General features: G+C 43.1%; 11 protein-coding genes. 6 read left to right on the forward strand and 5 right to left on the reverse strand.

Going from position 1 to position 16,675, the window contains the following annotated elements; all coding sequences use genetic code 11:
* Positions 1–104: 104 nt before the first annotated feature.
* The gene (locus tag ACXAGK_RS07315) at positions 105–1,130 is read left to right on the forward strand and encodes a LacI family DNA-binding transcriptional regulator (protein ID WP_474855276.1); all 1,026 of its coding nucleotides are present in this window, start codon (positions 105–107) and stop codon (positions 1,128–1,130) included.
* 144 nt (positions 1,131–1,274) lie between these two features.
* On the opposite strand, the gene ACXAGK_RS07320 is transcribed toward ACXAGK_RS07315, so the two are convergent.
* Positions 1,275–1,853, reverse strand: coding sequence for a thymidine kinase (locus tag ACXAGK_RS07320; RefSeq protein WP_474805577.1), 579 nt, complete (start codon positions 1,851–1,853; stop codon positions 1,275–1,277).
* Between the two features lie 5 nt (positions 1,854–1,858).
* Positions 1,859–3,877 carry a putative bifunctional diguanylate cyclase/phosphodiesterase gene (locus ACXAGK_RS07325; protein ID WP_474855278.1) on the reverse strand — a complete coding sequence of 673 codons (2,019 nt, stop codon included), beginning with the start codon at positions 3,875–3,877 and terminating at the stop codon, positions 1,859–1,861.
* A gap of 491 nt (positions 3,878–4,368) precedes the next feature.
* On the opposite strand from ACXAGK_RS07325, the gene ACXAGK_RS07330 reads away from it, so the two are divergent.
* Positions 4,369–6,879 (forward strand): TonB-dependent receptor, encoded by a 2,511-nt coding sequence (locus ACXAGK_RS07330; protein ID WP_474805581.1) that lies wholly within the window; start codon positions 4,369–4,371, stop codon positions 6,877–6,879.
* Positions 6,880–6,998: 119 nt separating this feature from the next.
* Here the strand turns inward: ACXAGK_RS07330 and ACXAGK_RS07335 are convergent, their stop codons facing one another.
* Both ACXAGK_RS07335 and ACXAGK_RS07340 read right to left on the reverse strand, forming a co-directional pair.
* Entirely contained in the window at positions 6,999–7,706 is a 708-nt protein-coding gene (locus ACXAGK_RS07335) for a hypothetical protein (RefSeq protein WP_474855280.1), read from the reverse strand.
* A gap of 156 nt (positions 7,707–7,862) precedes the next feature.
* Positions 7,863–10,112: an acyl-CoA dehydrogenase gene (locus tag ACXAGK_RS07340; RefSeq protein ID WP_474855282.1), complete on the reverse strand. Its 2,250-nt coding sequence runs from the start codon at positions 10,110–10,112 to the stop codon at positions 7,863–7,865.
* Between the two features lie 311 nt (positions 10,113–10,423).
* On the opposite strand from ACXAGK_RS07340, the gene ACXAGK_RS07345 reads away from it, so the two are divergent.
* The 4 genes from ACXAGK_RS07345 (at position 10,424) to ACXAGK_RS07360 (ending at position 13,507) form a co-directional block, all read left to right on the forward strand.
* Complete coding sequence (locus tag ACXAGK_RS07345) at positions 10,424–10,978, forward strand: outer membrane protein (RefSeq protein WP_474855284.1); 555 nt, start codon at positions 10,424–10,426, stop codon at positions 10,976–10,978.
* A gap of 193 nt (positions 10,979–11,171) precedes the next feature.
* Positions 11,172–11,429, forward strand: coding sequence for a DUF3081 family protein (locus tag ACXAGK_RS07350; RefSeq protein ID WP_474805594.1), 258 nt, complete (start codon positions 11,172–11,174; stop codon positions 11,427–11,429).
* A gap of 225 nt (positions 11,430–11,654) precedes the next feature.
* On the forward strand, positions 11,655–12,590 hold the full coding sequence (gene lpxL, locus ACXAGK_RS07355) for an LpxL/LpxP family Kdo(2)-lipid IV(A) lauroyl/palmitoleoyl acyltransferase (RefSeq protein ID WP_474855286.1): 936 nt from the start codon (positions 11,655–11,657) through the stop codon (positions 12,588–12,590).
* 299 nt (positions 12,591–12,889) lie between these two features.
* Entirely contained in the window at positions 12,890–13,507 is a 618-nt protein-coding gene (locus ACXAGK_RS07360; protein WP_474855288.1) for a TcpQ domain-containing protein, read from the forward strand.
* A gap of 13 nt (positions 13,508–13,520) precedes the next feature.
* On the opposite strand, the gene glnE is transcribed toward ACXAGK_RS07360, so the two are convergent.
* Positions 13,521–16,433: a bifunctional [glutamate--ammonia ligase]-adenylyl-L-tyrosine phosphorylase/[glutamate--ammonia-ligase] adenylyltransferase gene (glnE, locus tag ACXAGK_RS07365; protein WP_474855290.1), complete on the reverse strand. Its 2,913-nt coding sequence runs from the start codon at positions 16,431–16,433 to the stop codon at positions 13,521–13,523.
* Positions 16,434–16,675: the final 242 nt, after the last annotated feature.

Genomic DNA, 16,675 nt, shown 5'->3' on the forward strand with positions numbered 1-16,675 from the left:
CGTTTAAGTTAATGATATAGTCAAAGGGTAGTCGAAGCGCACGCTTGCTACCCTTTTTTAATTACGATTCAGGGTAGTAAGTCTCGTTAAAAGAGCTAATAACAATGAATAAAACGAAACTTACCCTTAAAGATGTTGCTGAACAGTTAGGCGTATCAACAGCAACTATTTCAAATGCGTTTAATCGCCCAGACCAATTATCAAAAGCGAAGCGCGAAGAGATTTTGGCGCAGTGCAAAAAGATTGGTTACAGTGGTCCTAATAAAGCAGCGCAAATTCTTAGAAAGGGCACCTCAAATATTGTGGCTTTAGTCCTTGCCGATAGTATCTCTTACATGGTGAGTGACCCCGTTGCTAGTACATTTATTAAAGGGGTTTCATCCGCCCTTCAGGAGAATGGGAAGCACTTGTTACTCTATGCAGGTGACTCGGACAGCCTCCTTGATGTTGTTGATTTTGTTGACGGTTTTATCTGCTATGGTCAGCCACGCAACGGTAATTTGGTAAAAGAACTCGGGGTATCTCCTAAGCCGGTTGTTACGGTTGATTTTGATATTGAAGATAAGCCGTCTATTAACATTGATAACGAAGAGGCTGCGTATCGCGTAGCATCTCATGCCCTAAATGAAGGTGACAATGTAGCCATCTTTGGGCTGCGCCTTATCGACTCTCCCTCTACGTGTCGAATCTATGATAGTCAGCTGATTGATGTAGACAGCTCGATTGCCCACCGCCGTCTAGATGGTTATTTAAAAGCTGCAAAAGAGAAAAACATTACGGTAAGCAATGAGCGTATATGGCACCTTCCAGAGAGTGATCGACACTTTGCAAGGCAGGCTGCCAAAGAAGTACTGACCAGCTCTCCAAGACCCAATGTCGTCTTGTGTATGAGTGATATCATAGCGCTGGAGTTGCTTAACTTAGCATTAGATATGGGAGTTAAAGTCCCAGAAGAGCTTAAAATAACCGGCTTTGATGGTATTGAAGAAGCCGAACGCGCTCGACCTAGTCTTACTACCGTATGCCAATCTAGTGCAAGTAAAGGTGTTGAAGCAACCAAAGCGCTACTTAATATGGTTTCAACCAAAAACACCTTGCCTTTCGAGCTTCGTGTTGGAGAAACTGTTTAAATAAAACCTTATCAAGAAGGTTAATAAGGCGTATGAATTTAGTGCGCCTTATTAACCGGTAGCAACCTTAGATATGGTAATGCCCTTTTTAGTAAAAAGCGTAATTAGTATTAAGCATATATGAAGGGCCAATTTGCGGTCTCCTTAATCCCACACCAACTCTTTAAAGTGCTTACGACACATTGATTCGTAAGTATCGTTACCACCTATTTGAACTTGGTCGCCATTCTTTACGGCATTGCCATTTTCATCTAAGCGCACAACGAAACTTGCCTTTTTACCGCAATGACAGACCGTTTTTAACTCCGACAGCTTATCTGCCCAAGCCAGCAAGTAGTGACTACCTTCAAAGGTTTCACCTAAAAAGTCAGTTCGTAGTCCGTAAGCGAGGACGGGTACGCCTAGTTCATCAACAACGTCTACTAACTGCTTTACTTGGGCTTTAGTTAAAAATTGCGCTTCGTCAATAAATACGCAGTCGGGTTTACGTGCTTCGCAATCTTTACTTATCGACGTGAACAAGTCATCGCCTTTAGCGTATAACTTAGCGTCGGCCTGTAAGCCAATACGTGATGTTACTTTGCCAACGCCGTATCTGTCATCTAGCGCTGCTGTATAGATAATTGAATGCATTCCGCGTTCGCGGTAGTTATAAGCAGATTGAAGTAAAGACGTGGATTTTCCTGCATTCATTGCAGAGTAATAAAAATAAAGTTGAGCCATGGTGATTAATAATTTTCGTTATACCAAGAGATTAAGTCGCCGGCATTCATAGGTTTAGCAAAGTAAAAACCTTGTAAGTAATCAGTACCTAGTTGAGCAAGATGAAGCTTTTGATCTACGGTTTCGATCCCTTCTGCAATAGTCTTACAGCCAAACTCTTTTGCCATTAAAAGTGTCGCTCTTATTATGGTATCACTCTCTTCAGAGCTATTCTGTACAAAAGAACGGTCAATTTTAATAAAATCGCAAGGCATTGACTGTAGGCGACTCAATGATGAGTAGCCTGTACCGAAATCATCAATAGAAACTTTGATTCCTCTAGCTACTAGTTCATTGACTTTTACGCTCACTACTTCTTTATCACTAGCAAAAACACTTTCTGTTATTTCTAAATGAAGCCGCGCCGAAGATATTTGGGTAGTCTTGAGTGCGTTGTCTACCGTTTTAAGGAAGCTATCATCAAGCAGTTGAGAGACCGACACATTAACTGAAATCGCAAGGCCTTGTTTAAACTGCCAGTGAGATAAATCTATTAGTGCGCGGTTTAACACCCAAGCACCTATTTCCGGCATAAGTCCACTGCGCTCAGCAAGTGGAATAAATACGGCCGGAGAAATACTTTCATCATCGCATTTCCATCTAAGCAGGGCCTCTACTGAATAAAGTGTATTTGAAGCTACATCCATAATTGGCTGATAGAAAACGGTAAATTCGCTGTTATCGATAGCACAGCGCAAACGTTCGCAAAGTTGCTGCTCTCGTTTAATTTCTTGGTGAAGAGCTTGGCTAAAGACGCCTATAGAGCCGCGTTGTTCGCGCTTTTGGTCATACATAGTTAGGTCAGCCTGCTGAATCAAATCAACAGCAGTTTCACCATGTTCGGGGAACATAGCTATGCCAATTGTTGCATCAAGAGTTACTTGATTATCATTTGCAATGATAGGAACGGTTACACCGCTTCGCATGGCATGGGCGACAGCTTTGGCTGTGTCGACATTCGCGTAGGGGATAACTGCAACAAATTCGTCACCCCCCCACCTACCAAGGTGGTTTTCTTCTGTGTAGTTGCGTAATCGACTGGCGATTTCCGCCAGTACTATGTCTCCAATCTTATGGCCCAGACTATCGTTCACTTGCTTAAAGCCGTCTAGGTCGATAAACAACAGCGCTAATGAGTTATCGAGTGCTCGTGTGGTGTCAAGTAAGTTATTTAAGTACTTTAAAAAACCGTTTCGGTTGAGTAAGTTAGTTAGCGGGTCTCTATTAGAAAGTTGATAGAGATCAGCGGTTCGTCGTTCGACTTCAGCTTCAAGCGTCGCGTTTGATGCATCTAGTTTTTCGTTAGTCGCAATAAGCAGTTGATTAACTTTTTCTGTCTCGCTGCGCTCAACCTTCATTTGCTCAACCAAGCTATTGTTTCTTGCCTTAAGATGAAGTGTGTTAATAAAAAATTTGTTATAACGAAAGGCACTTGTAAAAATACCGAACCAAAAGACTAACCCTAAAATGCCCAAGATAAAAAATTCCCCTCCATCGTCTGTAACAGCGCATAACGACATAGGAACGAGAAGGGCCGTAGAGTAAAAGCTTACAAGTATTTTGTTTGGCGATAGAACGGTTCCTGCTCCCCCAGCCATAGCTGCGAGCACTACCATGGTTGCAGCAAGCTCTATGGTGGTCATAGACGAATAAAATAAAATCGAATAGAGGGCCCAAATCCCCCCGGTTATGTATAAGCCAGTAGCGAACCTGATTAAAGCGGGACGAGGATTGTACGCTTTGCCCACCAAATTAACTCGCCAGTAGATAGCATCGACAAGGCGCGCTACAGAAATGCTTACCATAGCAACCCACACTTGCAGCTTATGTGTAAAAACCGACGGTTCGTTGTTTTCGAAGAAAAAGACAAGGCCTGAAAATGCGAAGATAGTCATAAGAAAACCGACGAAACTATTGCCTAAAAGCATGTCAGTGGTGTCTCTTTCTATTTCGACCTTTGAGATTAAGTCTTCTTGTTTATTCAACCTTTTGAAACCTTTACGTAGTGCCTGTTGCGTGCATAAGGGATTTTACTCAAACATCTAGTTCACTTAAGCAGCTATTAATTCTTTCCCATCTAACGCTCAAGAACGTACAGCTATACTATAGTATGTTTTTTAGTTAATAGTTTAAATGAGACCAAAGTTCAGAAAGTTAACGTCAGGACTAATCGATGATTAAAGAAATACTTTCTTAGTGTTTCTATTCGTCGTGAATTTTCCTTAATCGATAATAGTGTTTTGTTGAAGAAGCGTTTGTGAAGGTGGCGGAGCTGCTTTGGGAACAAGTATTTTAACATCAGGAGTGCCTTATCTGGTGAGATGTTAAATAAATTCTTCACAGGTTGTTTACAATGTTGGTTTTTTGTTATAGATTCTTAATCGATTAAGTTTGTTGTGTTGCCGCCAACCCTAGTAGTCTAGGGAAAGAGGCTACTTAGGATTTAACAACTCCAACACATTGCCGGAGAAAAAACATGAAAAAACATCACACACTCAATGCACTGACTCTTGCCGTTTGTACAGCGCTTTCAGGAGCGGCTTTTGCTCAGGAAGCTGCGACATCAGACGCTGATACAAAGTCGAAAGAAAAGTTTGAACAAATCGTTGTGACTGCTGCACCTGGTGGCGCAACTATGCAGGAAGCAAGTGTTTCTGTAAGCGCGTTTGACGAAGAAGATATTCTTAAACTCGCACCACGTTCTACCGCTGAAGTTTTCCGCGCACTACCTGGTATACGAGCTGAATCTTCTGGTGGTGGCGGTAACGCAAACATAACAATTCGTGGTATTCCACTCGCTACAGGTGGCTCAAAGTTCTTGCAGCTACATGAAGATGGCCTACCTGTGTTGGAATATGGTGACATTAACTTCGGTAATGCCGACAACTTCTTACGTTACGACTGGTCAGTGGCGAATGTTGAAGCAGTACGTGGTGGCTCTGCATCAACATTTGCTAGTAACTCGCCAGGCGGTGTTATTAACTTAATCAGTAACACTGGTGAAGTGGGTGGAGGCGCAATTGGTACCTCATTCGGCGTTGACTATGAAGAGTTTCGTCTAGATTTCCGCTACGGTGGCGAAATCAGCGACGACCTTTATTACCACATTGCCGGCTTTGCACGCGGAGGCGAAGGCCCTCGTGAAACAGGGTACAACGGCGACCAAGGCGGTCAGGTTAAGTTTAATATCACGAAGATGTTAGATAACGGTCACATTCGCTTCTTCTACAAAAACTTAGATGATAAAGTGTCGACGTATCTTCCTTCACCAGTACTAGTTAAAGGTGATGGCGAATATGGCCCAGTTCCAGGCTACGATGCGAGCTCGCAAGCACTGAATTCAGCTTACAACACGAATATTTCTACTTTCGACAGTTTCGGTAACCCAGAAAACCGTGATGTTCGCGACGGTATCGAGTCAAAAGTAAATTCATTTGGCGTAGAAGTTGACCTTGAAGTGGCTGAGAATTTGTTTCTATTAAACAAATTCCGTATTTCTGATATCTCTGGTGGTTTTATCGCACCATTCACTGACGGTTTCCCAGCAGGCCCTGGTGATGTTTCAAACTTTGCTTCAGCACTTTGCTCTGGCGCAACAGACGGTGATGGCAATGCATTGAACTGTGATAGCACAAGCGTAGTACTAGCCAACGGCCCTGGTGCTGGTGAAGTATATACGGGTCAAGCATTCACGAACCTTCAGTTTGACACGCGCATCAACGACCTTGGCAACATGATCAACGATTTCAGCTTGCGTAAAGAGTTTGATAACGGTATCGACCTAACAGTAGGTTACTACTACTCAAATCAAGACATCGCTACAAGCTGGTCAAGCTGGCAGACGTTTATTCAAACACTCGATGGTGACAATTCTCAGTTGCTTACCATTACAGATGCAGACGGTGTTGAGCTAGTGTCTGATGGTTTACTATCGGCAAGCTTCCTTTCTTGGGAGTGGGACCTTAACTATGTGACTAAAGCACCTTACATGAACGTAGGCTTCGAGTTATCGGACAACATTCTCATTGATGCGTCGGTACGTCACGATACCACTGAAGCATCTGGCGAGCTTATTAGTTCTTGCTGTGGTGGTAATGCTGATTTCGACCTAAACGGTAACGGTGTAATTGAGCAAATTGAAGATGCTTCTGCAGTTAACAGCGGATTCATCAGTGGTGGTGTAATTAACCTAAATCGCGCTGGTGCGGCGTCTCAAATCGTAGATTACAGTGCAAATAACACGTCTTACTCAATTGGTGGTTCATACCTATTGAGCGATAGCCAAACCTTCTTTGCTCGTTACTCAAAAGGTGGTCGTGCGATTGCTGACCGTCTACTTCAGATTGGCGGTACGTTGAATGCTGACGGTAGTTTAACAAGCACTACTTCAGGGTACGACACAACCAAGCAGTTTGAAATCGGTTATAAGTACGGTACAAAAGACCTAATGGTTAACGCCACCTTGTTTGATACTGTTACTGAAGATACGCAAGCAGAAGTAACAAGTGGACTAACATTCATGCGTGAATACGAAGCGACAGGTCTTGAGCTTGAAGGTCGTTGGAATGCAACGGATAACTTTGTGATGTCAGGTAACCTTACGTGGACTGACGCTGAGATTAGTGATGACGTTAACAACCCAGCATTAGAGGGCAATACGCCTCGCCGTCAGGCAGACTGGATTTGGACGATTACGCCTGAGTACGTTACAGATTACTGGTCTGTTGGCGCTTCACTACAAGGTTCAACTGAGTACTATGTTCAAGATAACAACGACCTTAAGCAAGAAGGTTATACGCTAGTAAACCTTTTCGCTACCTACTGGGTTAACGATCAATTCTCAGTGTCACTGAGCATGAATAATGCAACTGATGAGTTCATCATTACTGAGTCAGAAGAAGGTTCTGCAGAAGTGGGAAGTTATGTTCGAGCGCGCCCTCTGAACGGTCGTACAACAGTACTTTCACTTAAGTATATGTTTGACTAAAGCTAGGTAAATTAACGCGTAATATTAAGAGATTTTGCCTAGGTAGGATATATATAGCACGTTAAATTTCAAAGCCTTAAAGCGCCCACTTCATACTGACGTGGGCGTTTTTATTTGTATCATTTGTTGTTATTCTTTTTTAGTTCGAGTTGTTTGGCTATAGCGCTGGAAAGACGGTCTAATAAATGGGCGTGTTTTTTATGGATAACATGAACTAACTCGTGCTCTACAAGCGGGATATATTCTATTCCTGATTGCTCAAAAATAGCTTTTTCTGAATAGTCACTGGGTAAAATTGCGTAATCAAACCTGCCGTTTAATAATAAACTGATAACATGATTGAAGTCATCGAACTCGAAGATATTAGCGCTAAGCTCATCTGGGTTCACATGCATATTGAAGAAAAAACGCGTGGTCACGGCTATTGCTTTATCTGGGGCTTGAATCACGCTTTTTTCGCACTGTGCCCCTCTAATACACAGTAAAAATGATGCGCCATGGGAAAGAGCTGGTGGAACAATAATAATATTATTGTCAAGTTGTGAGACCACATCGTAACGAATAACATCTGCATCTGTCATTCCCTCGTTTAACAGTCGAAGCCCTCGCTCACCACCAACTTTCTCAAATGTTACTTCTATTCCAATATCTCGATAAGCGCGTTGTATTAAGGGTTTATAGAAACTAGTCACGCGAGGGTGGTTAAGTTCGCCTACGATGAAATTTTGTCCATTATCATGAGCTAAGGTACAAAACGGCAAAGATAACGATAAAACTAAAAAGAGAGAGGAAACGCTTTTATTTATTAAAACTAGCGCCTTTATCACAGCACAGATCCTTTCGTTAAGAGATGAGATTAACTAAAGGATAGAGCACGAACTAAACAATAGAAAGGGAGCGAGCCTCAGATTTGAGAGCATAAAAAAGCCCTGTCACCTGAAGAGTGACAGGGCTTTATGTCAATGTAACCGCATGATTACTATTTACGCAGCGTTTTGACCGCCATCAATTGCTTTAAGCGTTTGTGACGCTGGAACAAGTTCCATATCGAACGTGTACTCGTCTACACGTACTGCTAGCTTGCGCTTTTCGTTATAGTCGTGAAGCTTAGCTGCTTCATCTGCAGTTACCACACCTTTTTCTTGCAACTTGCTAAGTGCATGCTCAAAAGAGATGAACGGCACTACAGGCTCTTTGCGAAGTGCTTTTTGCACTTTACCAAGAAGGTGCGCTACTGCGTGTTTTGCTTTAAACGCTTGCTCGTTAATGTCGTTACCATCACCAGGGCTAACACGCACAAGGTGCGTAAGCTGGTCTTTCACGCTGTTATCTTGCATAGACGCAATTGATAGCTCACGTACTAAGTCGTCGCTAATACCCGCTACACTGTTTGTATAGGTATTGGTAAGAAGACGCATTAGACCTCGTGTTGCCGTGTTCGGGAAATTGTTGATGAAGTTAACAATTGCCTGATCAGCTTGTTGTAAAGACCACTGCATAGCGTATTCGAAATACGGAAGAGCTAGCTTTCTGTCTTCAATGCGCTGCTCGTAAAAACGAATTGCTGCCATTGCACCGTATAGGTAGCTCATTACGTCACCTAGACGGGCTGATAGAAGCTCAGCTTTCTTAAGGTCACCGCCTAGTACCGCAAGCGATAGGTCAGCAAGTGGCGCTAGTTTTGCAGAGATGCTGTTTACACGCTTCTCGTACTTACGAACTTCTGGTAATGCCGACTCGCTCTCACGTAGGAAAGGAAGGTAGCCTTTACCTAAGCTGCGGAACGCATTTTTAACGCTGAAGCCAACGGTTTTGCGAAGTACTTTGTTGAACTCTGCATCCGCTGAACTTTCGTTACTGTGAATAAGGTCAACCATATCTTTAAGGTAAGGGTGACAACGCATTGCACCTTGACCAAAGATCATCAGGTTACGAGTAAGAATGTTCGCGCCTTCTACCGTAATTGCGATAGGAAGTGCAGCATAACCACCCGCTAATGTATTTTGAGGGCCACGTTGAATCGCTTTACCCGCTTGGATATCCATCGCAGAGTTCATGACGTCACGGCCTAGCTCAGTCATGTGGTACTTAGCAATTGCTGTTACTACCGATGGCTTAACGCCTAGACCAAGACCTTCAGTTGTTAGAACACGCATAGCTTCAAGTAAGAATGTCTTACCCGCGATGTCAGCCATTTTTTCTTGAATACCTTCGAAGCGACCGATTGGAAGACCAAACTGCTCACGTACGAATGAATACTCTACTGTGCCTTTGAATGCAGATTGTGCTGTAGCCACACCCATTGCCGGAAGTGAAATACCACGACCTGCACCTAGACAGCTAACTAGCATCTGCCAGCCACGACCGATGTTCTTCTGACCACCAATGATAAAGTCCATAGGAATGAACACGTCTTGACCACGAGTAGTACCGTTATAGAAACGTACGCCCATAGGGTCATGACGGTTACCTAGCTCAACACCTGGGTGCGACTTAGGAAGAAGGGCACAAGTAATGCCTAGCTCTAATTTGTCGCCAAGCAGTTGGTCTGGGTCAAATACTTTAAATGCAAGACCAAGTACAGTCGCAATTGGAGCAAGCGTAATATAGCGCTTGTCCCAGCTTACACGAAGACCAAGAACTTCTTCACCGTTGTATTCGCCTTTAGTAACGATAGCCGCATCAGGAATAGCACCTGCATCTGAACCTGCTTCTGGGCTTGTTAGCGCGAAACAAGGAATGTCGCGACCATCCGCAAGGCGAGGTAGCCAATAGTCTTGCTGCTCGTTTGTGCCGTAGTGCATTAGAAGCTCACCCGGGCCTAACGAGTTAGGTACCATCACAGTTACCGCAATTGCACCGCTTTTCGCAGCGATTGTTGCAACGATAGTCGAGTTTGCATAAGGACTGAATTCAAGACCACCAAATTTCTTTGGGATGATCATAGAGAAGAAACGGTTCTTACCAAGGAAGTCTAAAACTTCTTGAGGAATGTGCTTACCGTTACCAAGCTCGAAATCATCGATCATATTCAATAATTCAGCTACTGGACCGTCCATGAATGCTTGTTCATCCGCACTCAGTTTTGCCTGAGGGATATCACGCAATGCCTGCATGTCAGGCTTACCCTGATAAATAGAAGATTCAATCCAAACGTCACCCGCGTCTAGGGCTTCTTGTTCTGTGACTGAAATTGGGGGTAATACTTTTTTTAAGCTAGTTCTGATACTCATAATTAACTCATCCGCTCATCTGACCAGTTGTTTTAGTTAATACTACACCTTATTTAGAAAAGATCAAATTTTGTGAAAACTCTTTGTTTTATATACGGTTAGTTACCATAACCACCCTAAATTAGTACGAAAGTTTTAAACAAATGTTTAACATTGCTCAAATTTAATGGTCGAAAAAGGTACAGAGGTAGATGTTTGTGACCGGTATTCCGCTTAAATTACCGTTATCAAAGCCTAATTTTCGCGAAGCGCGTTTTAATTACTTTCATTGTCTTTTATAGTTAGCGCTCTTTAACAAGGAGAAGTAAAAAATGCGTAGTCTTTCACAATCTTTCGCCAAAATTGTTATTGGTGGTGCGACCATAGCGAGCTTAGCTTTCTCTGGACTAGCCACAGCTAATGGGTACGCGGTGGCGAATATTGGATATGGAAATGTCGATACTGAAGTAGATAGTGAAGCAGACGTCAGCTACTCCGCTGCGCTAGGCTACCAGTTTCACCGTCAGTGGTATGTGGAAGGGGGATACATCTCTCTAATTGATACGGACAATGATGAACAATCAATTTCATCGAAAGGCCCATATTTGGCGCTACTTGGTAAAGCAAGCAGCCAAAAGGGAGAGCTATATTATAAACTAGGTGTGGCAAGTGTTGATATTGAACATGCGTCTTTAGATAGTTCTGCTTGTGGTAGCGATTCAGTCATTTGCGGTTATGATGATACCATCATTGCTGGCTTAGCAGGCTTAGGCTTTGACTATTATCTTGGCTTGCAGTCGATGGTTCGTGTGGAATACACCTATATTGGTGGCAAAGACGATTTTTCTGCCCATATCGTTAACCTCGGGTTTCGTTACAACTTTTAATAGGGTAGCAAGCGTAAGATAGATGAATTGCGGTTAGGCTGTGGTTTACCGCCTTGCGATACGTAAAAGCCCACCTTCATAACGTGATTACTAAAATATGTTGTGAATGGACAGAAAAGAACTCGTGCTTCATTTAAATCCAAAACCCGCTTGTTGATGTAAAAGTAAGTAAATTCACAACTATGGATTTACAATGAAAAACGAATTAGACAGCAAGTTCTTACTTCAGGTTTTCGATAAGATTCGCCAACATGGTGCCAAAGAAAACGAGCAGTACAAGCTTAACGGGATAACTGCTTTTACTGACCATGACGGGTATACGCTGTACATTGAAGACGTTAACGTGAAGCTCCAGTTTGGTTTTCATAATCAGTATCACTTTGATTATGATTCAAAAGATCAGTACGAATCTTTTGAAAAAAAACTAAAGGAAATTGATAAAGAGTACTGATCAAGGCCCCTTTTATTCTTGCTACAGCAAGCTAAAAACAGGCGGTTATGTAAACGCATAGGCAAGGTGGTGATATTTAGCGAATTGTATAATCCTGTCACTGCCTGCTTCATGTCTGTTTTCATCCCTTTTATCCTAAACATTCTATTGGTCAACTGGCCCAATTAGCCCAGCTAAAAACCTTCTGCTACAATGCCGCCCACTTCACTTAATAGGAAAGATACATTGGCGGCGGCAATTAAAGCTCCTAAGTTTAAATTGGCATTCCTTGGCCCTAAGTTCTGGCCCGTTTGGCTGGGTGTTTTTATTCTATACGCTATTACTTGGCTACCTTTACCTGTTATCCGCACTATAGGGGGCGGTGCAGGAAAGCTAATTGCTCTTGTAGTGCCTAAACGAGCGAAAGTTGCAAAACGAAATTTACAGCTTTGGAACCCGTCGTTGTCTGAAAGTGAAATTGAAGCACTTTATAAAGAAAACATACGCAGAACGGGTATGGCACTGTTCGAAACCGCCATGGGGTGGTGGTGGCCTGACTGGCGGGTCAAACGCGCTATTGAAATAGAGGGCACCGAGCACGTGGAAGCAGCCCTTGCTGAAGGTAAAGGCGTTTTTGGTATGGCGCTACATAATATGAACTTAGAGTTTGCGTGTCGTGGCATAGGTTTTTACCACCCGAGCATTGCCTTTTATAGGAAGCACAACAACCCGTTAGTGGATTACCTTCAGTATCACGGGCGCAACCGCTCTAATAAATACATGATTGATAAGCGCAATGCCAAGGCGCTTATCGCAGCACTTGATGATAAAGAGCTATGCCTGTATTTGCCTGACCAAGACTACGGCCCCAGACAGAGCATTTTTGTACCATTTGGTGGCGTAAAAGAGACCGCTACAACAACGGCGACGCTTATGTTTATAAGGCGCACAAACTCTGAGCCTATGATCATAACGTCTCAATACACCAAACGCGGCTATAAGATAAAAATATTCCCACCACTTTCTGAACTTGGCGCAATGGAAGATGCAGAGGCTTTAACTCTTTTAAATCAGCACGTTGATAGCGCCGTGAAAGAGCAACCAGAGAGCTACTTATGGATGCACAAGCGTTTCAAGACTCGCCCTGAGAGTAATCCAGAGTCTCTCTATAAGTCATTGTAAGCGCTGAACTGAAAGCCAATTTAACGAAAAAAGTGCGTATAGTGGTTAATCGTATTAGCACGGAAGATTTGCCACTAATCGGCAGAGTGTTGAGTGTTAAAACACGGCAGTAGGTGACTAAAGAGCATAACCATTGTTTATAATTTGATTGGTCACAACCTGTTTGCTTCTACAAAAATAGATAAATAGGATAAAGGCGTATTAAAGGCGATTCGTCTAATATAAATAAATCGGGTGTTGGTTCGAGCAACCACAAAAAGCGTCGAGTTTCTTTTAGTGTATTCACAGATTGGTAGGTTATGGGACAGACGAGTTATTCAAGTTCTTCATTTTGGGCAAAGCAAATTGCTATCGCTGTGGTACTTGTTATCGCTGCGGGCGTTTTGATTTATATGTTACAGACACACGAGCAGTCACCCACACCCGCGTCACAGAAAGAAGAGAAGTCTGTATCGAAAGGCCTTAGCGAGTTTTACCGTGATTTTCGTATGTCTTCAACCGACCCATTAGAGGATGAACAGGGTGATTTCGTGCTCGATATTGCCGGAGTAGATCCTAATCTAGACAGCAAGTTAGCAAAGATGTCCAGTCAAACCCGTCCAGTTGAGAAGAACTGGACTGGCGAACACAAATATCGCACTTTTAAAGAAGGCAACACGCTTCGCGAGGCTATTTCACAATATGCTCAAGCGGAAGGTATGCAGTTAATTTGGAACCTGGAACAAGACTTCGTAATCAAGCATCAATTTCAATTAGACAACACAGTTGCCGGTTCTTTAGCTAAGATCGCAAGCGCCATCGACAGTAGTTTCGAAGGCGAAGTTCAAGCTTATCTATGTGCAGAGCAGCGCTCTTTAGTTGTTACTGCTCAAGAAACCGATTTCTTAAAAAATCAATGTCGCCGGGTTCGCGGGTAGCTCGTTTGCAGGCTCAGTCACTGAGCCTGTCAAATAATGTATCCCAGTGCTGCCTAACTTGCTCGCGTATAATATCTAACTCTTCACTTTGGTCAGCGTACTTGGTATCTGCCAGAGTAAGGTGGTGATATTGCTCACGAAGCCGCAAGTAGGCCTTTTGAAGTTTTTGTGCTGTTGGCGTATCAATGATGTTCGCGCTGGCTGCAACATCGAAAATTCTAAGATTATCTGGGTACTCAGTCATTGCTTTCACAGTACAAGCGTGTGCTAATACAAGATATTGCGCAATAAATTCAATGTCAGTAATTCCACCTTCACATTGTTTTAAATCCACTTTTTCATTATTTTTAGTTAGCAGATGCTCACGCATTTTAATACGCATTTTGCAAACGTCTTGTGACAGTGTATCTAAATCTCTCGATTGACTGAGAATTGAGTGCCTTACCTGCGAAAAGTCATCCAAAAGCGAAGCGTCGCCGCAGATAGCTCTTGCTCTCACCAACGCCTGGTGTTCCCAAGTCCAAGCTTCTTCTAGTTGATATTTCTCAAAGCCGTTAATGTGACAGCACAATAAGCCAGCATTCCCTGAAGGGCGCAGACGCAGGTCTGTTTCATAAAGTTGACCAAACAACGTTTTCGTATTCAGCAGGTGCATAATTCGCTGAGCGAGCTTGATATAAAATTGTTGTGCCTCAATAGATTTTTTGCCATCGGTACTGCTTGAACGGGGCGCATTGTGTAAAAACACTAAGTCTAAGTCCGAACCATACCCTAGCTCATAACCACCTAGTTTGCCGTAGCCTATTATGGCAAAACCCTTGTCATCACCTTCAAGATGCGAAGGGACACCGAAACGTTCCCGCATTTGCATCCATGCAGCATGTAAGGCGTGTTCTAAAATAACTTCTGCTAATACGGTAAGTTTATCGCTTACGTTGTTGATAGGAAGAGACTCACTGATGTCGCTGGCAGCGATGCGAAGTTGTTGACAGAGCTTGAACTGCCTAAGCCCATCCATCAACATTTCTACGTCATCTTGTTCTATACGTAGCATGGTCTCGCGCAGTTCGGTCTGGTATTCCAGCTTGCTGGTATGAATATCGGTATTTTGCTGCCCTAAATATAACGGGGTAAGGAGTTCATCCAGAAGCAGCGGGAACCGCTTAATTTCTTGAGCTATCCAGTCACTTCTTTCGCACAGTTTTACTAACTGTTTAAGCACATCGGGGTTTTCTAACAACAAATCGAGATACGTTGTGCGGCCGGTAATGGCTTCAATGACGCCGAGTAATCGGCTCAAAACTTGTGCTGTGTAATTAGGGTGCTGCTTAATTAATACGTATAAAATTTCTGGAAGAAGTTTGTTAAGGGTATCTTCTCCTCTTTGACCTATGCGGTAGTTTCGTTGCTTGTCTTTAAAGGCGACGAGAATGGTGTAGATTTGACTACTTTCTTTACCGGAAAGATTGTCACTAAACGTTTCAGTAAACTCATCTTCTTGCAGTGAAAGGCGCCATGCGTCTTGGCAGGCAATGAAAAGCTGGTCTTCATCTGAATGTGTGTCATGGCATTCTTCAACTAATTCGTTGAAATGACCGTGTATGCGAACCATGACTTCGTCTAAATGAGTTAAAAAGTCGCCATAATCAGCAAAGCCCATAACATCAATCAGCGCATTTTGTTGCCACTGTTCGTCGGGCAATGTTTGAGTTTGACGGTCTTGGCTTTGCTGTAAAGTATGTTCTACTTTTCTTAAGAACAAATAGTCTTGTTTAAGCTGCTTTGTTACTTCGCTTTCTACAATGTCTAATTCGCTCAAAACGTCTAACGTGCGAAGTAAAGACTTACTTTGTAGCGCTGGTTCACGACCGCCATGGATAAGCTGAAAACTTTGGGCAAAAAACTCGACTTCTCGAATACCGCCAGCACCCAATTTAATATTGTTGCTTAAACTTCGCCTGCGAATTTCGGTAGCAATAAGCTTTTTCATATTGCGCAGCGCATCCAGTGTGGTGAAGTCTAAATAACGCCTAAACGTAAAGGGGTGAAGAATGCCTTTTAACCACTCAGAGTTATCTGAATGATCATCATTAATGACCCGTGCTTTGACCATGGCAAAGCGTTCCCAGTGCCTGCCCTGATCCTGATAGTAGTCTTCAAGCGCAGCGAAATGCATGACCAAGGGACCGGAATCCCCGAACGGGCGTAAGCGCATATCAACGCGGTAGACCTGCCCGTCGTTGGTTACTTTGTTCAGCGCTTGAATAAGCTTTTGGGCTAGCTTGGTAAAAAACTGTTGATGCTCTAAGGCTTTCTTGCCTCCGCTCGTTTCTCCTTTTTCCGGGTAAGCGAATATCAAGTCAATGTCGGACGAAAAGTTAAGTTCTCGCCCACCAAGCTTGCCCATACCAAGAATATACATGTGCATATCTTGGTAGTTGCTCTTCGGAGTACCATAGCGGTGACTCAAGTGCTGGTAAATCCAATGGTAGGCGCTAGTTATCAGCGCATCCGCCAAAGCCGAAACTTGAGCGAGTGAATCTTCAATACTCTGTTTATTGAGCACATCTAAGAAAGTGATACGCGCCATTTCTTGATTGCGGTATTCACGAAGCACCTTCAGTAATTCGTCTTCGCTTTTGAGTGTTTCAAGCTTTGTTTTTAATTCAGTGCTGAAGTGAGTAATGGTTGATTCAGACACTGTTAAATCAGACACAGTCTCTACGACTCTGGGGATAAACGCAGGTTTTTGAACCAGTGTTTCAGCTAGGAAAGCGGAGCGAGCAAAAGCGCTTAAAAGGGCTTCGCGATGGTTTTCTGCAATGACTTGGTCGGTTTCGGTTAAGGCGGGTGAATCTAGCAACTGCAGCCATAATTTTCCGGCTTGCTCTACGTTTGTCATGCTATTTTCGTTGTCTATTGGCATAATGCTCGCGTCTTAAGAGATAACATTTGTGTAAAATAATGAATACTCACATTTTTATTGAAAGTATTCATAGCCTGCTGAGTTTTACCGCCTTAGTTAATGACGGTGACTTTTTCAGGCCCTTATTAAAATAAATCTGAACAAGTTCGCTGTCATCCTTGTACCAATCTATCAAGGATAGATACTGTTGCCCTTATCGGTATCATTACAACGATACCGATTGCAAAAGAGCGATCAGCAAA

The sequence above is a fragment of the Alteromonas sp. ABM1_013 genome, from assembly GCF_056160505.1.